Below are 16,181 nucleotides of genomic sequence, written 5' to 3' on the forward strand. Positions count from 1 at the left end.
TGCATACCAGCAGTTTTTCTTACTTGATGTTGTATTAGCATGTCTAATGTCGCGGTCTACCGCCTTGCCTCTGACTGGCAAAAAGCTCTTAAAAAAATTCCTGAGCACATTCGCTGTTATGTGAAAGAAGCGGCAAACAGCCATAAAGAGCTACTGGCGTCGTATTTTTATGCCAGCTTGCTGAATGACCAGGCGGCAAACGTGTTCTTAAGCCATGATGAAGTGCAGAAAAGATTGTCTCGTTCTCTGCAAAAATGGCTAAGTGAGCTTTTTTCGGTCGCTCCCGACGATGATTTTGTGGCGTTAGTTGAGTTACAGCGCCAAGTTGGTGATGTACACGCTCGTATAGATCTACCGTTGTATCTGGTCTTAAGTGGCGCTAGGCTATTGAAAGAACGATTTTTTGAAATTGTTCAAGAAGAGCCAAGCTTAGAATTGATAGATAAGATGGCGGCGCAGCAATTTATCGCTGAATCCATAGACATTGCTATTGAGTTTATGAGCCGTGCCTACGCGGCATCGTACGACAGAAAATCCAGAGCGGAAGAGTCCTATAGAGTATTTGCAGCTGTGCATAACTCTGCTGCAGAGCGGGGGCGTCAGCGAGCGGCATTGTTAGACTGGGAAAACAATCTGATGTTTGAGTTAGCCACAGGCATGGTGGATAAACAGTTATCCACCATCAATAGCTCAGAGTTTGGGCTGTGGTTTCACCATAAAGGAGCTCATGCATTTGAGAACCTCAAGGAAACTCAAGTTATACAGAACACGATGGAGCACATTGATCAAGAAGTACTCCCTCGTTTTACACAGGCTAACTCGGCGAACCAGTTAGATGTTTTACGTGAACTACGTACCCAAACGCGTTTGATTCTACTGAGTATGGATTTGCTGTTTGAACAGCAAAATGAAGTAGAAGCAGGGCGTGACACACTGACCAAGTTACTGGGACGTAAATATTTGCCAGTGGTTTTGGGCAGAGAAGTGGCTTATTCACGGCGTAGAGGCGTGAAATTTGCTTTGTTATCCATAGACTTGGATCACTTCAAGCGTGTAAATGATGAGTATGGTCATGAGTCTGGCGATGCTGTATTGCGCCAATTCGCCGAATTATTGAATGCACAATGCCGTGCGGGCGATTATATTTTCCGCTTGGGTGGCGAGGAATTTCTTGTTCTGCTTGTGGATGTGAACGTGGACACTGCTTTGCGTATCGCCAAAAAAATTAGCGAGCGCATACAGCGAGAAAAATTTATCCTGCCTTTTGGCCATGAGTTGAACCTAACGGCAAGTATGGGTTTAGCGCTTTATGATGGTCATCCCGACTATACTCCTACGCTCAGGCGTGTGGATAAAGCCTTGTATCAAGCTAAACATGCCGGGCGTAATCGTATTGAGTTGATGACTTAAGCAATACATTGTGGACATCTTTTAGTGTGTCCCAACTCTTTTGAATGTGTATAAACATGGTAGAACGTCTGGCCATTTGGCTACAGTATTTATTGCCTAAACGCTTGTTAACACAGGCTGTGGGTAAGTTAGCTGCTCACCCTGGTGGAGGCTTAACGACGCGAGCGATTGAGTGGTTCATTAAACGGTACAAGGTGGACATGAGCGAGGCGAGTCAGCCGAACGCCGCTGCCTATGCGACGTTTAATGATTTTTTTACTCGAGAACTCAAAGCCGGTGTGCGCCCTATTGCACAATCCGCCTTAGTGAGTCCTGTGGATGGCGCTATTAGTCAGTTGGGTAAGATTCAGGCACAGCAGATTTTCCAAGCCAAGGGTCATGATTATTCTGCACAAACGCTGTTAGCGGGTGATGCTACGTTAGCGAGCGTATTTGAAAACGGGTTGTTCGCAACGTTATACCTGAGCCCTAAGGATTATCACCGTATTCATATGCCCTGCACCGGCCGCTTACGTACAATGACTTACGTACCTGGCGACTTGTTCTCCGTGAACCCATTAACCGCTCGTAATGTACCTGGTTTGTTTGCTCGTAATGAACGTGTGGTGTGTGTGTTTGACTCCGAACGAGGTCCATTTGTGATGGTATTAGTAGGGGCCACCATCGTGGGGAGCATGAGCACCGTGTGGCACGGCCAAGTTAACCCACCGCGTTATGGTGAGGTTGTGCATTGGCAGTATGACGATCAACAGATCATTTTGCAGCAAGGCGAAGAAATGGGACGTTTCTTATTGGGTTCTACTGTTGTACTACTCTTTCCCGAAAACACCTACCAATTCGATTCAGACTGGTCCGCTACCGGAAAAATCTGCATGGGCCAAAGCATGGGCTCTTACTGCACACTGAATAATCATGATTGAAAAAAATTCGTGGGCCGCATTGCTACGGGGGCGTAATGGTTTGCGCTCCGTGGCTTTAGCCGGCGGCGTAGCGCTGCACGCTATTAATGTGTATTTGGTGACCACTATTTTGCCATCGGTGGTGGCCGACATTGGTGGGTTGTCGTATTACACGTGGAACATGACCTTGTTTGTCATGGCATCCATCATTGGTTCTGTCCTATCACCTAAGTTATTGGAGTTAGTGGGGCTGCGCCACGCATTTGTGGTTGCCATGCTGGTCTTTATGGTGGGGACTATTGTCTGTGCATTGGCATTTTCTATGCCGGCTATGCTCGTGGGCCGTACCGTGCAAGGCTTAGGTGGGGGCTTCTTATTAGGCCTGTGTTATTCCGCCGTACGTTTAGTGTTTCCCGAAGTATTATGGCCCCGCGCCATGGTGCTGGTTTCTAGTATGTGGGGTGTATCTACCCTGATAGGGCCTACCATTGGTGGTGTCTTTGCAGAAAGTGGGCATTGGCGGTTGGCGTTTTGGTCAGTGATCCCCGTTATTGCTTTGCTGATGTTCTTAGTATGTACCCAGATTGAAGCGGGGAAATCGCAAGACAGCAAAAAACTGAAAGTGCCTATGGGCAAATTGCTAGTGTTGGCTATATCAGTACTGTGTGTGTCGTGGGCTAGTTTGTCTGTGAGTTGGATGGTCAATGCAGCAGGCTTGTTAGTAGCAGTGATGCTAAGCGTATTCACAGGACGCGCAGACAAGCACAGCGATGCCAATCTATTGCCACATGGTACATACCAATGGGGTGGCATTTTGGCTGTCCTATACGGCTGTGTAGCGCTGTTAAGCTTGGCGATTACGGTAGAGGTATTCATCCCCTATTTCTTGCAGACCATACACCATCAAAGCCCTCTGGTTGCTGGTTATTTCATGGCGTCATTGTCTTTTTCGTGGACCGCAGGATCTTTCTTGAGTGCAGGCCGTTCGCCCGCCACTACACAGCGTTATATGCAATTCGGGCCATTGGTGTCGGGGTGTGGTTTGTTAGGCCTTGCCATCATGATGCCTATGGGCTTTGGTGACAGCAGCACGATGTACTTCTTGTTGATACCGCTGATGGCAGTAGGCGGTGGTATTGGTGTGTGTTGGCCGCACGTGTTGACTCGCGTGTACCAAGCAGCACCTAAAGGTCAGGAAAACATTGCGTCTTCTGCCATTATCACGGTGCAATTGTATGCGTTGGCTCTTGGGGGCGCATTTGCCGGTATGCTGACTAACTTGGCTGGCTTTGTGGAGCCCGGCGGCTTCGAAGGTGCGCGCCAGGCTTCCGTTGTACTGTTTAGCGTACTAAGTATTGGCCCTTTGTTAACAGTATGGCTGATTTACAAAGGCTTGGCCAAGCACTGATTTAACCGCTAAACCCACCTTCTTTTATGTACTCTATTTCTTCAGGGGTAGAGTCTCGACCCAGAATAGTGTTGCGATGAGGGAAACGGCCAAAGCGTTGAACGATCTCACGATGGTGGTGAGCAAACTCCAACCCTTCGCCTGTTTTTCCTCGTTCGTTTAGGCGCACGGCCAGATCCTGATCTTCTAGGTTTTCAGAGTGTGTAAAAGGCAGATAGCAGAACACTCTCAGTTCTTGTGGCAAGGTGAGGTCACCTTTTCTTTCTACCAGTAATCGAGCGTAGTGACGGGCTAAACCATCGGTGGCATACATGTGACCACTTTCTCTAAAGCAGTTGCGTGGGAACTGATCCAGCAAGATCAGTAACGCTAAACCGCTGTCATCATACTGAATCCAGCTTTCCAATTCGCGACGAGCCGCTTGCCAGTGCAGGGCTTGGCAATGGTGATGAAACTCACGGTCAAATTCGGTACTTTTATTAAACCAGTGATCTTCGTTTTCCGACCAAAATGCTAGAACATCATCATGAGCAATGGCGGACATAGGGTTCTCCTGAATGGATGGACATAAGAAATCCTAGCACAGTACCTAATTTTGGGTATTTACAAGCTGAAAAACTATGTTATAGGCCTGCACGGAAGGCTGTTCATGCCATAGTAAACATTATCTTCATACGATAGGGCTAAAACGTTTGAGGCGTAAACCATCGGTAAATATCTTTAATGTCTTTAATGGCTTAGCGTCAATATCATTACTTTTCATGTTTCCATTATGCCTACTACATGTGTTTGCTAGGTGTAACAGTAGTTATGGGGTGATACGCTTGGACAAAGTAAATTTCAGCTCGGAAACAGCTGTACAGGATTTAGAAAAAACACGGCAGTAAACAGACAAAGCGTTACATATTCCCGATGTTAATTATAAAAAGCCGTATTTTGGCGTGGGAGCCATGTATTTGGAATATGTGTAATCGCTACTATGACGGGTTTGTGACAATAGCGGTAAACGTGTAACTTTTTCGTGCGAAAAAGCAAAGCGACGACGAGAGTCGTGTTGTACTGCTAGGATTTACGTAAAACGCCCCAGCTCTTACTTTTTTGATGCAGCGCTCACCATGTCTAAACTTTCTACTCAGTTGCTACTTATAGGCTTCATTTTGCTGCTGATTACCCTTGGCCTAAATATCTACAGTAGCGTGTCTGCAGACGTGCAGCATGGTGAAACCTTGTTTTCTACCACATGGTGGGCGCGTTGGTTTCCGCTTTATGGGACAGGGGGCGGATTGATGGTGGTAGGGGCTGTATTGCGATGTACAAGTAAAGGGCGCTAGTTGGGGGCTTATTAGTCATGCCTCCTACATAGAGCACGACAATGCTTGTGTAGGAATTACTTCCCAATACAGAAGCTAGAAAAAATTTCGCCCAATAAGTCGTCGCTAGTGAACTCACCGGTAATAGAGCTTAGCGACTCATGTGCTAAGCGCAGTTCCTCTGCGAACAGATCCAATACCTGATCACTGTGTGAAGCATGTTGTGCTGCAATGCTAAGGTGTTCGTTGCTGTTTTCCAGTGCGCGTAGATGGCGTTCACGAGCCAACCACGGAGATTCACCGCCCCCGGTCCACCCTGCTATGTCTAGCAGTGCGCTACGTAGGTTATCTAAGCCCTGCCCTTTCTTGGCTGAGATATGCAAGGTGCGGGCTTGTGGATTGTGTTCAGGTAACGCTGCAGAGGCTGTGTCGTCTAACAGATCGCACTTGTTGTAGACGTTCAAGATAGGTACGTCAGTAGGCAAGCGTGCGGTGATGGCATCATCAAGCTGATCGTTGGGTTGTCTGGCATCGTGTAGATGCAAAATCACGTTAGCTTTGGCGATTTCAGCCCAGCTACGCTCAATACCAATGCTCTCTACGGTATCTTCTGTTTCACGTAGACCAGCAGTATCCACAATATGAATAGGCACACCGTCTAAGTGAATCAGTTGTGTCACGCGATCGCGGGTGGTTCCGGCAATATCGGTCACGATAGCAATGTCGTCGCCTGCCAGCGCATTCAGCAAACTGGATTTACCCACGTTGGGCTGCCCTGCTAACACTACGTGCAAACCATCGCGTAAGACCATACCTTGTTTGGCTTGGCGCATTAGGTCGTGTAGTGTTTGTTGTATGGTTTGTAGCTGTGCTGCCGCTTGGTATTTTTCTAGGAAGTCTATTTCTTCTTCGGGGAAGTCTAAGGTGGCTTCTACCAACATGCGTAGATGTACCAGCTTATCGGCCAACTCGTTCACATGCTGTGAGAACGCCCCCGACAACGATGCCATCGCACTTTTTGCTGCAGCACTTGATGAGGCATTGATCAGGTCAGCGACCGCTTCGGCTTGCGCCAAGTCCATGCGGTCATTTAAGAATGCACGTTGCGTGAACTCACCCGGCTCAGCCAGGCGTAAACCGTATTCTTTACCTACTTCTAAGCAACGTTCTAGTACGCGACGTAATACCGCTGGGCCGCCGTGACCTTGTAGCTCTAGTACGTCTTCGCCGGTGTACGAGTTAGGCGCAGCGAAGAACAGGGCTATGCCTTCGTCTATGCTTTGCCCTTCTGCGTCGTTGAAAGGGATGTAGTGCGCATGACGGGTTTTAAGTTCGGTATTCAGCAATGCTTGAGTAAAGGCACGCAGTTGTGGGCCGGATACGCGAATAACACCGATGCCGCCTCGGCCAGGAGCTGTGGCGATAGCGACAATGGGGGAATGGGAGGTATAGGACATAAGTGGCACACAAAACGGCTGAAAACATCGTTATTGTAAGCCACCCGCCCCCATCGCTGTATGCGTGATGGGGGCGAGGATGCGGTTATTGTTGTGCGCTAGCCTGCACCAGCATATTGGTAGAGATATCTGCAATGCTGCGTGTGCTAGTTAGCGTCATGGCTACGCGCATTTCTTTTTCTATCAATTGCAGCAGGTTGCGTACCCCTGCTTCACCGGCGGTAGACAGTGCGTACAAGAATGCACGGCCAATCATCACCGCATCAGCACCCAGTGCCATCATGCGCACTACATCTAGCCCAGTACGGATACCCGAATCAGCTAGAATTTTTAGGTCGCCTTTGACGGCATCGGCAATAGCAGGCAATGCACGGGCGGATGACAATACGCCATCCAACTGACGGCCACCGTGGTTAGACACCACAATACCGTCGGCACCAAAGCGTACCGCATCGCGAGCATCATCAGGATCCAGAATGCCTTTGATGATCATGGGGCCTTTCCAGAAATCACGAATCCATTCTAGGTCTTTCCATGAAATGGAAGGATCAAAGTTATTGCCTAACCAACCTATGTAATCTTCTAGGCCAATCTTCTTACCTAAGTAGGCGGACACGTTACCTAAATCGTGAGGCTTACCGTTTAGGCCTACATCCCATGACCACTGAGGGTGGGTGACGGCTTGCCAGTAACGGCGCATGGCGGCATTAGGGCCACTCATACCGGAGTGCGCATCGCGGTAGCGCGCACCAGGTACCGGCATATCTACCGTGAATACCAAAGTGCTGCAGCCTGCAGCTTGAGCACGTTCTAAGGCGTTTTTCATGAACCCACGATCGCGCAGCACATACAACTGAAACCACATAGGGCGATTAATCGCTGGGGTGACTTCTTCTATGGGGCAAACAGATACCGTAGACAGGGTAAATGGAATACCGTGGGCGTCGGCGGCGCGGGCGGCTTGTACCTCGCCACGTCGTGCAAACATGCCCGTTAAGCCTACGGGGGCGAGCACCACCGGCATGGACAGGGATTCACCAAATAACTCAGTACTCAAATCTAGATTAGACATGTCTTTGAGTACCCGCTGACGCAGGGCAACATCCGACAAGTCTTCTACGTTACGACGCAATGTGTGTTCCGCATATGCACCACCATCGGCATAGTGAAACAGAAAGGGAGGGAGCCGTTTTTTAGCGGCTTCTCTGTAGTCGGTAGCAGCAGAAATAATCATAGTAGCGGGTCCGGAAGAGAGAAACGGGTTAAGCGCTGGCGACGAGCCAGGTTGTCGTCGTTTTCGCGAATGGTGTCTTGTACATAGTGCAAGTGCTGACTAATAGCGTGTTTAGCTTGTTCTGGATCACCAGCCAAAATGGCATTCATGAGGCTTTCATGCTGGTGCGTCAGGTTTTTAAGCACATTAGGCTGCGAACTTTGGAACATGGTATTGCGGCTTTGGCTAACCACAGAGAGCAGCACATCAAATAGCCCGCGCATGAACTGTATAAGCACAATGTTGTGAGAGGCTTCGGCAATAGACATGTGAAAGCGAGCATCGGCGCGCGAGGATTGCTCGGCATCACCTTGCTGCTGGTAATTCACCATGCTGTCAAAACAGCGCTGTATGTTGGCTTTGTCTTGGTCAGTAGCGCGTAAAGCGGCATACCACGCGGTACTACTCTCTAGTGCGTGGCGGGCTTCCAGCATGTCGTAGTTATAGGCTGGGTCAGCCACGACCAATTGTGCCAAGGGTAATAAGTTTTTTTCTGGCCAATCTTGTATGGGTGACAGCACAAAAGTACCGCCGCCTGGACGAGTGGCTAATAGGCCTTGGCTGGCCAGTGTACGGATGGCTTCACGAATGGGCGGGCGGGACACATTTAACTGTGCCGCCAATACGCGTTCAGCGGGCAAACGCTCGCCTGGCTTTAACTGTTGATCCTGTATCAGTTGTTGTATTTGTTGTGCTATCTGGTCAGACAGGCGCAAAGGAGTGGACATCTTGTGGGCCCAGAATAGTGGAAATGTGGCGTAGTTTGTTTATTTTGGTAATACCAGATTATAACGTTTGTACGGATTTGTGTATCCCTACAAGGGTAAATACGGGTTTCGTGTAAAGTGGTATTACCAATATGATTCAGGGTGTTTATTTTTTAGCTAGGTAAGTGAGTGGTCGTAGAGTGGGATGGATGTAGGCAAAGAAAAACCCACCATTACGTGCTTGCCGATTATTCAGAAGAGTATTAACTATGAGTTCTTTCTACATGCTACTGGCGTTGGCTCCAATTGCTGTAGTGTTCTTGTTGATGGTTGTACTAGAACGCTCTGCAAAATTCTCCATGGGAGTTGCATACGTCGTTACCGCGCTGCTGGCATTGTTTGTGTGGAATGCCCAAGGTACGGTGGTGGCGGCAGCTACTGTGCATGGTTTGATTACAGCCATTACCTTATTATTCATTGTGTTTGGGGCAATTTTGCTGCTGAATACACTGAAAGAAAGTGGTGCCTTACAAGCTATACGCCAAGGATTTACTGATGTTTCCCCTGACCGTCGCATACAAGTCATTATTGTGGCGTGGTTGTTCGGTTCGTTGATCGAGGGCTCTTCTGGTTTTGGTACACCATCAGCGGTAGGCGCTCCGTTGCTCTTGGCTCTGGGTTTCCCTGCCATGGCTGCTGTGATGTCGGTACTGATCATTCAATCCACTCCAGTATCGTTTGGTGCTGTGGGTACCCCTATGTTGGTAGGTGTGCGCTCCGGTATTGATAACAAAGCGGATGTGGCAGCACTGATCTCTCCTAGCACTCCTCTGGAATACTTGCAGCAGATCGTGGATAGCGTAGCGTTAGTACACGCGCTGACTGGTTTTGTGATTCCTCTGATTCTGTGTGGTTTGCTGACACGCTTCTTTGGTGCGAAACAATCCTTCCGTGAAGGCTTGGGTGCATGGAAATTTGCCTTGTTTGCAGGTTTGGCCTTTACGGTGCCGTACTACTTCATCGCTACCATCTTGGGGCCTGAGTTCCCATCTATGTTGGGTGCGTTGATCGGTTTGGCGATTGTGGTACCTGCTGCGAAAAAAGGTTTCTTGATTCCTAAAACCACCTTTGACTTTCCTCCTCGTGATTCATGGGAAGAAAAATGGTTGGGTACGCTGCGTACCGTAGACAATGATCCTAACGCCAAAAAGTTCTCCGTATTGCGTGCGTTCTCGCCTTACGTGTTGGTTGTGGCTTTCCTAATCATCACTCGTACTATTCCTGCCGTAAAAAGTGCGTTGACTGGCCCTGATGCCACCATCACCTTTGCGAACCTGTTTGGTACAAAGATTTCTAGCTCTGCACAGTTCTTGTTCTCGCCTGGTTTTATTTTGATTGTGGTGTCCTTGCTGTGTATTGGCATCTTCAAAATGAACATGCAGCAGTTTGCTCGTGGTATTAAAAGCTCTGGTATTACCATGCTGGATGCTGCTCCTGCCTTGTTGTTGGCGGTGCCTATGGTGCAAGTGTTTATTAACTCTGCAGCGGCAGATGGTTCGCTAAACAGCATGCCATTGGTACTGGCTCAAGGTGCGGCAGGTTTGGCTGGTCACAGTTGGCCTAACGTCGCTCCATGGGTAGGTAGCTTGGGGGCGTTTATTGCGGGTTCTAACACTGTCAGTAACATGATGTTCTCGTACTTCCAGTTTTCCACAGCACAGCACATTGGTCTGGGTATTGATGCATCAGCCATTGTGGTAGCGTTGCAGGCCGTCGGTGGTGCAGCCGGTAACATGATTTGTGTACACAATGTGGTAGCAGCTGGTGCTGTGGTAGGTATGATGAACCGTGAAGGTGAGATCATTCGTAAAACACTGATCCCAATGGCCTACTATTGTATTCAGGCTGGTTTGATCGGTCAGGCTCTGATTACAGGCAGCATGGGCTGGTGGATTGCCGCCTTGGTATGGTTGGTCGCATTCTTCGGAATTCTATCCATCAACAAAGGCAAAGCTTTGAAAGTAGCAAACGCATAACCCGCCTTGCCTATTTAGCCATCCATATGGCGACATTAAGCCCCACGTATTGCACGTGGGGCTTAATGCTTTTTGGATACTGCACGTTAATTGGCAACAGCATAAACCTTATCCACAGCCATAAAAAAAACCGGAACAGCATTAACGCTGCTCCGGTTTTTAGTGTGTAACGATTACGCTTTTGCTAGGGCTTTACGCACACCCTCTGCATAAGCAGGGTCAGCTTGGTGGAAGTGCTCCAGTTGTCTGTCGATGATGAGCTGAGGTACTCCGGCCATAGCAGCGGCAACGTTATCAAACAGTTGTTGCTGTTGGGCTGGGCTCATCAAGCGGAACAAGTCACCGGGTTGGGAGTAGTAATCACTGTCTACACGGTGGCTCCAGTGGTCAGCCGCTTGACCATCCAGTGCCAGAGGAGGTTCTTGGTAGGTAGACTCTTTCCATGTACCCGCACTGTTAGGCTCGTAGTTAGGCTTGTTACCTTGGTTGTCGTCTACACGCATAGCACCATCACGGTGGTAGCTATTGTGGAATGGACATTTGGGTGCATTCACTGGGATCTGGTTGTGGTTGATCCCCAAGCGGTAGCGCTGTGTGTCACCGTAAGCAAATAAACGACCTTGCAGCATACGGTCTGGTGAGTAACCAATACCTGGAACCACGTTGCCGGGTGTAAAGGCGGCTTGCTCGACTTGGGCAAAGTAGTTGTCAGGGTTACGGTTCAGCTCCAACACACCTACATCAATCAGAGGGAAGTCGCCGTGTGGCCATACTTTGGTCAGATCAAAGGGGTTAAGGTGGTAGTTCAGTGCTTGATCTTCAGTCATCACCTGAATGCGCAGTGCCCAGCGAGGGAAGTCGCCCGCATCAATGTGCTCGTATAGGTCACGAATAGCACTTTCGCGGTCTGCTCCCACCACTTTGCTGGCTTCGGCGTTGGTGTAGTTCTCAATACCTTGCATGGATTTGAAGTGGAACTTCACCCAGTGGCGTTTGCCTTCGGCGTTGATCAGGCTGTAGGTGTGAGAACCAAAGCCGTGAATTTGACGGAAGTTTTTAGGCAGACCACGGTCACTCATTAAAATGGTGACCTGGTGCAGAGATTCGGGATTCAGTGACCAGAAATCCCATGCATTTGTCATGCTACGCAGATGGGTTTGTGGATCACGTTTTTGGGTGTGAATAAAGTCAGGGAACTTCAGTGGGTCACGAATAAAGAACACAGGAGTGTTGTTCCCCACCATGTCCCAGTTACCTTCTTCAGTGTAAAACTTCAGCGAAAAACCGCGCACATCACGTTCAGCATCGGCAGCCCCTGCTTCACCTGCTACCGTAGAAAAACGGGCCATTACTTGGGTTTGTTGCCCTTTTTTGAAGACATTGGCACAGGAGTACTGGCTAATGTCGTGTGTGGCGGTAAAAGTACCAAAAGCACCAGCGCCTTTGGCGTGTACTACACGCTCAGGAATACGTTCACGATTAAAGTGTGCCAGCTTTTCCAACAACCAAGTGTCCTGCATCAAGACCGGTCCACGCGGGCCTGCTGTCATGGAATCATTGTTATGGCTGACGGGGGCGCCAGCTGCAGTGGTCATGAGGTCTTTCTTCATTGAAACTCTCCAATTCGGGTGTATGTACAGGGAATCTGTATTGCACTCTATATGTGATCTATTCTAGGAGAGTTTGTTTCTTAGTTGAAATTGAATATATTGAAGAAGGCTATAGCTTTACTTTATCAATACTGCGTATTCGCTTTTACTGGGGCAGAAACACAATCCTGATTTCGTCCGCGGATTTTTGCGGTATAGAGAGCTGTATCTGCAGCTTTATACAGATCCTCAAAAGAGCATAGCCGAGTGCTACCAACCAAACCAGAGGAAAAGGTGTAATAAATTATGCTCTGCGCAGTGGTGAACGGGTGTTTTTGTAGATGTATGCGTAGTTTTTCTAGCAAATCTTGTCCACAAGTAGTGGGAGAGTTGGGCAGTACTACCAGAAACTCTTCTCCGCCGCTGCGCCCTATTACGCCACCAGCAGCACGAATAAGGTTATCAGCTTGTGTTGCGAAATGACGCAATACAGCATCACCTACGGCATGGCCAAAGTTGTCGTTCACCGATTTGAAGTGGTCCAAATCGATAATAGCTAGTGTTAGGGGTTGGCTTTGCCCCAGACTGAACTCATAGAGTTGATGAAAGCGCTGAATGATGGCACCACGGTTAGGTAGCCTGGTGAGGTCGTCTGTTTTGGCTGCAAGTAGCGCTTCGTCGTGGGCTTTTTGTAGGGCGAACTCTTTATTTTTGATGGCGGTGAAATCGGTGATTTGCACCATTGTCCACTGATTCGTAAACGTGACTTCTGTACCCCACATCCAGCGTCCATCTAGCATGACAACCTCAAATGTACGTACGGGAATAGAACGGCGTTTGCTTTGTACCATGTTCACCCATTGCGAGAGCGGCGACGTAATACGTGGGCCTACTTTATGGTGAAAGCAGTGGCTAATGATGCTATTAAAGGTTTGGAGGCCGGGCTGGACCGCATAGAGTGTCAAGAAAGACGGGCTGGCAAAATGCAGTTGATCTTCGGCATTGAAAATGGCTACAGCGGTGTTGCTAGCGAGTACCCATTGCCCTAGTTCTTGTTGTTCTGCCTTGCCGGCAGTTGTGGATAGGAAGGGTGGCGGGAGAAAGGAAGAAGAATCAACCATACGTTCCAGTTGCGAAAAATGTTCGAGGGCGCGATGCAACTGACGCCGTATTAAGAGAAACTAGCTTAAGGTGTAAGCACTAAAAAGGGGCTGACGTTATGTCGGCCCCTTTAGGATAAATCAACGTAGCTTAGCGTTTAGCTGCTGCTGTTTCTTTGTCCAATTTGTGCATGATGTAGCGTTGCTGAGCGATGGACAAGGTGTTGTTCACGCACCAGTACAGCACCAGACCAGCTGGGAAGAAGAACATCATCCCGCCGAATACTAATGGCATGATCATCATGATACGAGCCTGCATTGGGTCTGGAGGTGTTGGGTTCAGCTTGATCTGCAGGAACATGGTAGCCATCATCACTGCTGGCAAGATGAACCATGGGTCACGTGCGGCCAAGTCTTGTACCCATAGGATCCATGGTGCACCGCGCATTTCTACGCTGCCCAACAGTACCCAGTACAGAGCAATAAACACAGGGATCTGTACCAACATAGGCAAGCAACCACCCAATGGGTTGATTTTCTCGGTGCGGTACATTTCCATCATGGCAGCATTCAGCTTGGCTTTGTCGTCACCGTATTTGGCGCGCAGAGCTTGCAAGCGTGGTGTCACCAGTTTCATTTTGGCCATAGAGCGGTAGCTGGCTGCTGACAATGGGTAGAACACCAATTTGATCAGTACAGTCAGTGCCACAATAGACCAACCCCAGTTACCTAGGAAGCTGTGCAACAGCGCCAACAGGTAGTACAAGGGTTTAGCCAAGATAGTCAGCCAACCGTAGTCGACGACCAGATCCAGACCTTCAGCCAAGGAACCCATTGCAGCTTGGTCTTGAGGACCAACCCACAGGTCAGCAATCACGCTTTGGCTTGCGCCTGGAGCAATGCTACCTACAGCTTCGATAGTGCGGATAGCGTACAGGTTATCGCTGACACGCAGCACTTGGTTAGTGCGTGCACTGCCTGCTGGTGGAACCCATGCTGTCGCGAAGTAGTGCTGTACGAAACCGATCCAGCCGTTGTTGGCTTGGGTAGCGTAGCTAGCTTTGTTCTTGTCGATGTCTGAGAAAGAGATTTTCTGGAACTTGTCTTCGCTGGAGTAAACCACTGGGCCAGTGAAGGTGTTGTACAGACGAGAGGAATCAGGTGGGTTGTTACCATCACGAGTCAACTGCAAGTACAGAGACGGTTGGATAACGAGATCGCCCACGTTGAAAATATCGTGTCGTACTTGGATGGCGTAACTGTCGCTACCCAAAGTAAAGGTTTTCACCACACGCACACCGTCGGAAACCGCCTCAAACACCAACGTACGCACATTGGCGCTGTCTACGGTGTTGGATACCAGACCAAACGGGGTCAGGTGAGTAGGATAGTTCTGACCCGGGGCACCCACGATACCGCTCTGTACCATGTACATAGACTCAGCGGAGTTATCCAGCAGCACCATAGGTTGATCAGGAGCGTCGGGAGAGGTGTACTTCAACAGCTCGGCTTTGACCAACTGGGCACCAGTAGGATCAAAACTCAACTTATACACATTGGTTTCAACCTGTACAAGTTCGGTGCTTGGGGTAACCGCAGGACTGACAGGCAATTCAGCAGGCGTGCTGGCTGTCGCTGGTGCGGCTGATGGGATGCTAGCGTCGGACGAGCCGTTTGCTGTAGGTGCACCATCAGTGGTGGCCTGTGCCGTGGTTTCGCTTGCAGGGGTACTGGAAAACAACGAAGGTTTGCCATTGTACTCTTGCCAGTTATTCCATAGCAGCAGGAGCGAGAAGGAGAAGATCATCCAAAGGAGGGTACGACGAATATCCATAGCGCCTGTTTCACAATATGAAGCTGAGCAAACTTAGAAGTTTAACGCAGCTTGATGCTGGACTGATAATTTATGTAGATGTTACAGGGTTAGTGATGACATCCAGGGTGATTATCATGGGAAGTCTGCCCGGAATCTGGCTTTTCAGGGGGAACTGACAAGCGGTTTTTAGCCGGGGGAACGGGATCATAGCCACTACTGCCCCAAGGATGGCAACGGGCAATACGGCGAATGCCCAACCAGAGCCCTTTGAGGGCTCCATGTGTTTGGATGGCTTCAATGGCGTAGGCGGAGCAACTGGGACTGTAACGACAACAGCGGCCTAACCAGGGGCTGATCACATACTGGTAAAAACGTATGGGTGCGATCAGCAAGGCTTTGATCATTGTTGTACCCGTTTGAGGTGTTCTTCCGCCTCGTTTCGCACCAGTTCTTTTAATTGGCGTAGCGAAATATCGGGTACTTTGCTGTGTAATCTGAATACATAGTCGCGAGCAGGAAGTTGATGACGCTGTTTCCTGAAGGTGTCGCGCAATATGCGTTTGATCTGATTACGAGTGACAGCGAGTGGAGCCATGCGCTTGGGGATAATTAATCCCAGACGGGCTTGCTCCTGTGGAAAACTCTCAGCAGATGAACGTGGAGTATTTACAACGAACAAAGCCCCTCTGGCGATACGCCGGCCTTTGAGGGCCTGCACATATTCGGAGGGGCGTTTTAGACGAGCTGTGGCTGGAAAGGTGGCGTCCATGAGATTTCAGGCACTAGCACTGTGCCAGCCATGTCCCGCTAATTTTATACGGCCAGACGTTTACGGCCTTTACCACGGCGTGCGTTCAGAACAGCACGACCAGTGCGGGTTTTCATACGGATACGAAAGCCGTGAGTACGTTTACGGCGTGTAACGGAAGGTTGATAAGTGCGCTTCATGGGGATTTATCCACAAATAAAGGTGCCGCCAGAAAACGCCTAAAAAGGGCCTACCTCCGGCAACCATGCCGGCCTCTGGCAACAAAGAATTCTTGAAAAGCTCACCATTTCAGCAAACTTTTGGCTTTTAGTCAATTGTTTAGGCCATCAATTACAATGTAATTTCTACTGTCTGTGGATAACTGGGTGCCACACGGGGTAGAATCGAAGTTTACACAAGTGAGAAAT

The 16,181-nt window shown here is 49.2% G+C and carries 15 protein-coding genes; 5 read left to right on the forward strand and 10 right to left on the reverse strand.

Features of this window, described 5'->3' with window-relative positions; all coding sequences use genetic code 11:
• The first annotated feature begins 39 nt into the window (after positions 1-39).
• Genes AC3QL0_RS16850 through AC3QL0_RS16860 form a run of 3 tightly spaced genes read left to right on the forward strand, consistent with a single transcriptional unit; the run spans position 40 to position 3,717 of the window.
• Positions 40-1,410, forward strand: a complete 1,371-nt coding sequence (locus AC3QL0_RS16850; RefSeq protein ID WP_135866459.1) for a diguanylate cyclase — start codon at positions 40-42, stop codon at positions 1,408-1,410.
• 56 nt (positions 1,411-1,466) lie between these two features.
• A complete protein-coding gene (asd, locus tag AC3QL0_RS16855; RefSeq protein ID WP_493009477.1) occupies positions 1,467-2,330 on the forward strand; it encodes an archaetidylserine decarboxylase in 864 nt (287 codons plus the stop codon).
• Positions 2,323-3,717, forward strand: a complete 1,395-nt coding sequence (locus AC3QL0_RS16860; protein ID WP_493009478.1) for an MFS transporter — start codon at positions 2,323-2,325, stop codon at positions 3,715-3,717. The genes asd and AC3QL0_RS16860 overlap by 8 nt, the downstream gene beginning before the upstream one ends.
• A gap of 1 nt (position 3,718) precedes the next feature.
• Here the strand turns inward: AC3QL0_RS16860 and AC3QL0_RS16865 are convergent, their stop codons facing one another.
• Entirely contained in the window at positions 3,719-4,261 is a 543-nt protein-coding gene (locus AC3QL0_RS16865; RefSeq protein WP_493009479.1) for a DUF924 family protein, read from the reverse strand.
• 571 nt (positions 4,262-4,832) lie between these two features.
• Between AC3QL0_RS16865 and AC3QL0_RS16870 the strand changes: the two genes are divergently transcribed.
• Positions 4,833-5,048: a hypothetical protein gene (locus tag AC3QL0_RS16870; protein WP_493009480.1), complete on the forward strand. Its 216-nt coding sequence runs from the start codon at positions 4,833-4,835 to the stop codon at positions 5,046-5,048.
• Between the two features lie 56 nt (positions 5,049-5,104).
• Here the strand turns inward: AC3QL0_RS16870 and mnmE are convergent, their stop codons facing one another.
• The 3 genes from mnmE to lldR form a co-directional block, all read right to left on the reverse strand.
• Positions 5,105-6,484, reverse strand: a complete 1,380-nt coding sequence (gene mnmE, locus AC3QL0_RS16875; RefSeq protein WP_493009481.1) for a tRNA uridine-5-carboxymethylaminomethyl(34) synthesis GTPase MnmE — start codon at positions 6,482-6,484, stop codon at positions 5,105-5,107.
• Positions 6,485-6,569: 85 nt separating this feature from the next.
• Positions 6,570-7,718, reverse strand: a complete 1,149-nt coding sequence (gene lldD, locus AC3QL0_RS16880; protein WP_493009482.1) for an FMN-dependent L-lactate dehydrogenase LldD — start codon at positions 7,716-7,718, stop codon at positions 6,570-6,572.
• On the reverse strand, positions 7,715-8,485 hold the full coding sequence (gene lldR, locus AC3QL0_RS16885; RefSeq protein WP_493009483.1) for a transcriptional regulator LldR: 771 nt from the start codon (positions 8,483-8,485) through the stop codon (positions 7,715-7,717). The genes lldD and lldR overlap by 4 nt, the downstream gene beginning before the upstream one ends.
• Positions 8,486-8,733: 248 nt before the next feature.
• Between lldR and AC3QL0_RS16890 the strand changes: the two genes are divergently transcribed.
• On the forward strand, positions 8,734-10,500 hold the full coding sequence (locus AC3QL0_RS16890) for an L-lactate permease (RefSeq protein ID WP_493009484.1): 1,767 nt from the start codon (positions 8,734-8,736) through the stop codon (positions 10,498-10,500).
• A 173-nt stretch (positions 10,501-10,673) separates the two neighbouring features.
• On the opposite strand, the gene AC3QL0_RS16895 is transcribed toward AC3QL0_RS16890, so the two are convergent.
• From AC3QL0_RS16895 to rpmH, 6 genes are all read right to left on the reverse strand, one after another.
• Positions 10,674-12,110, reverse strand: a complete 1,437-nt coding sequence (locus AC3QL0_RS16895) for a catalase (protein ID WP_493009485.1) — start codon at positions 12,108-12,110, stop codon at positions 10,674-10,676.
• Positions 12,111-12,235: 125 nt separating this feature from the next.
• Positions 12,236-13,210 (reverse strand): GGDEF domain-containing protein, encoded by a 975-nt coding sequence (locus tag AC3QL0_RS16900; protein ID WP_493009486.1) that lies wholly within the window; start codon positions 13,208-13,210, stop codon positions 12,236-12,238.
• A gap of 130 nt (positions 13,211-13,340) precedes the next feature.
• The gene (yidC, locus tag AC3QL0_RS16905) at positions 13,341-15,023 is read right to left on the reverse strand and encodes a membrane protein insertase YidC (protein ID WP_493009487.1); all 1,683 of its coding nucleotides are present in this window, start codon (positions 15,021-15,023) and stop codon (positions 13,341-13,343) included.
• An 89-nt stretch (positions 15,024-15,112) separates the two neighbouring features.
• The gene (gene yidD, locus AC3QL0_RS16910) at positions 15,113-15,409 is read right to left on the reverse strand and encodes a membrane protein insertion efficiency factor YidD (RefSeq protein WP_493009488.1); all 297 of its coding nucleotides are present in this window, start codon (positions 15,407-15,409) and stop codon (positions 15,113-15,115) included.
• Complete coding sequence (gene rnpA, locus AC3QL0_RS16915; RefSeq protein WP_493009489.1) at positions 15,406-15,774, reverse strand: ribonuclease P protein component; 369 nt, start codon at positions 15,772-15,774, stop codon at positions 15,406-15,408. Before rnpA ends, yidD begins: the two co-directional genes overlap by 4 nt.
• A 44-nt stretch (positions 15,775-15,818) precedes the next feature.
• Positions 15,819-15,953 carry a 50S ribosomal protein L34 gene (gene rpmH / locus AC3QL0_RS16920; protein ID WP_135862368.1) on the reverse strand — a complete coding sequence of 45 codons (135 nt, stop codon included), beginning with the start codon at positions 15,951-15,953 and terminating at the stop codon, positions 15,819-15,821.
• Positions 15,954-16,181: the final 228 nt, after the last annotated feature.

The sequence above is a fragment of the Paenalcaligenes sp. GW821-LYS-B07-1 genome (assembly GCF_058803365.1).

Bases quoted from the DNA above. Each gene is read 5' to 3' on its own strand.
- AC3QL0_RS16890 (WP_493009484.1), top strand. From the start codon at position 8,734: ATGAGTTCTTTCTACATGCTACTGGCGTTGGCTCCAATTGCTGTAGTG.
- yidC (WP_493009487.1), bottom strand. From the start codon at position 15,023: ATGGATATTCGTCGTACCCTCCTTTGGATGATCTTCTCCTTCTCGCTC.
- AC3QL0_RS16865 (WP_493009479.1), bottom strand. From the start codon at position 4,261: ATGTCCGCCATTGCTCATGATGATGTTCTAGCATTTTGGTCGGAAAAC.
- rnpA (WP_493009489.1), bottom strand. From the start codon at position 15,774: ATGGACGCCACCTTTCCAGCCACAGCTCGTCTAAAACGCCCCTCCGAA.
- AC3QL0_RS16860 (WP_493009478.1), top strand. From the start codon at position 2,323: ATGATTGAAAAAAATTCGTGGGCCGCATTGCTACGGGGGCGTAATGGT.
- mnmE (WP_493009481.1), bottom strand. From the start codon at position 6,484: ATGTCCTATACCTCCCATTCCCCCATTGTCGCTATCGCCACAGCTCCT.
- lldR (WP_493009483.1), bottom strand. From the start codon at position 8,485: ATGTCCACTCCTTTGCGCCTGTCTGACCAGATAGCACAACAAATACAA.
- AC3QL0_RS16900 (WP_493009486.1), bottom strand. From the start codon at position 13,210: ATGGTTGATTCTTCTTCCTTTCTCCCGCCACCCTTCCTATCCACAACT.
- rpmH (WP_135862368.1), bottom strand. From the start codon at position 15,953: ATGAAGCGCACTTATCAACCTTCCGTTACACGCCGTAAACGTACTCAC.
- AC3QL0_RS16870 (WP_493009480.1), top strand. From the start codon at position 4,833: ATGTCTAAACTTTCTACTCAGTTGCTACTTATAGGCTTCATTTTGCTG.
- AC3QL0_RS16850 (WP_135866459.1), top strand. From the start codon at position 40: ATGTCTAATGTCGCGGTCTACCGCCTTGCCTCTGACTGGCAAAAAGCT.
- AC3QL0_RS16895 (WP_493009485.1), bottom strand. From the start codon at position 12,110: ATGAAGAAAGACCTCATGACCACTGCAGCTGGCGCCCCCGTCAGCCAT.
- asd (WP_493009477.1), top strand. From the start codon at position 1,467: ATGGTAGAACGTCTGGCCATTTGGCTACAGTATTTATTGCCTAAACGC.
- yidD (WP_493009488.1), bottom strand. From the start codon at position 15,409: ATGATCAAAGCCTTGCTGATCGCACCCATACGTTTTTACCAGTATGTG.
- lldD (WP_493009482.1), bottom strand. From the start codon at position 7,718: ATGATTATTTCTGCTGCTACCGACTACAGAGAAGCCGCTAAAAAACGG.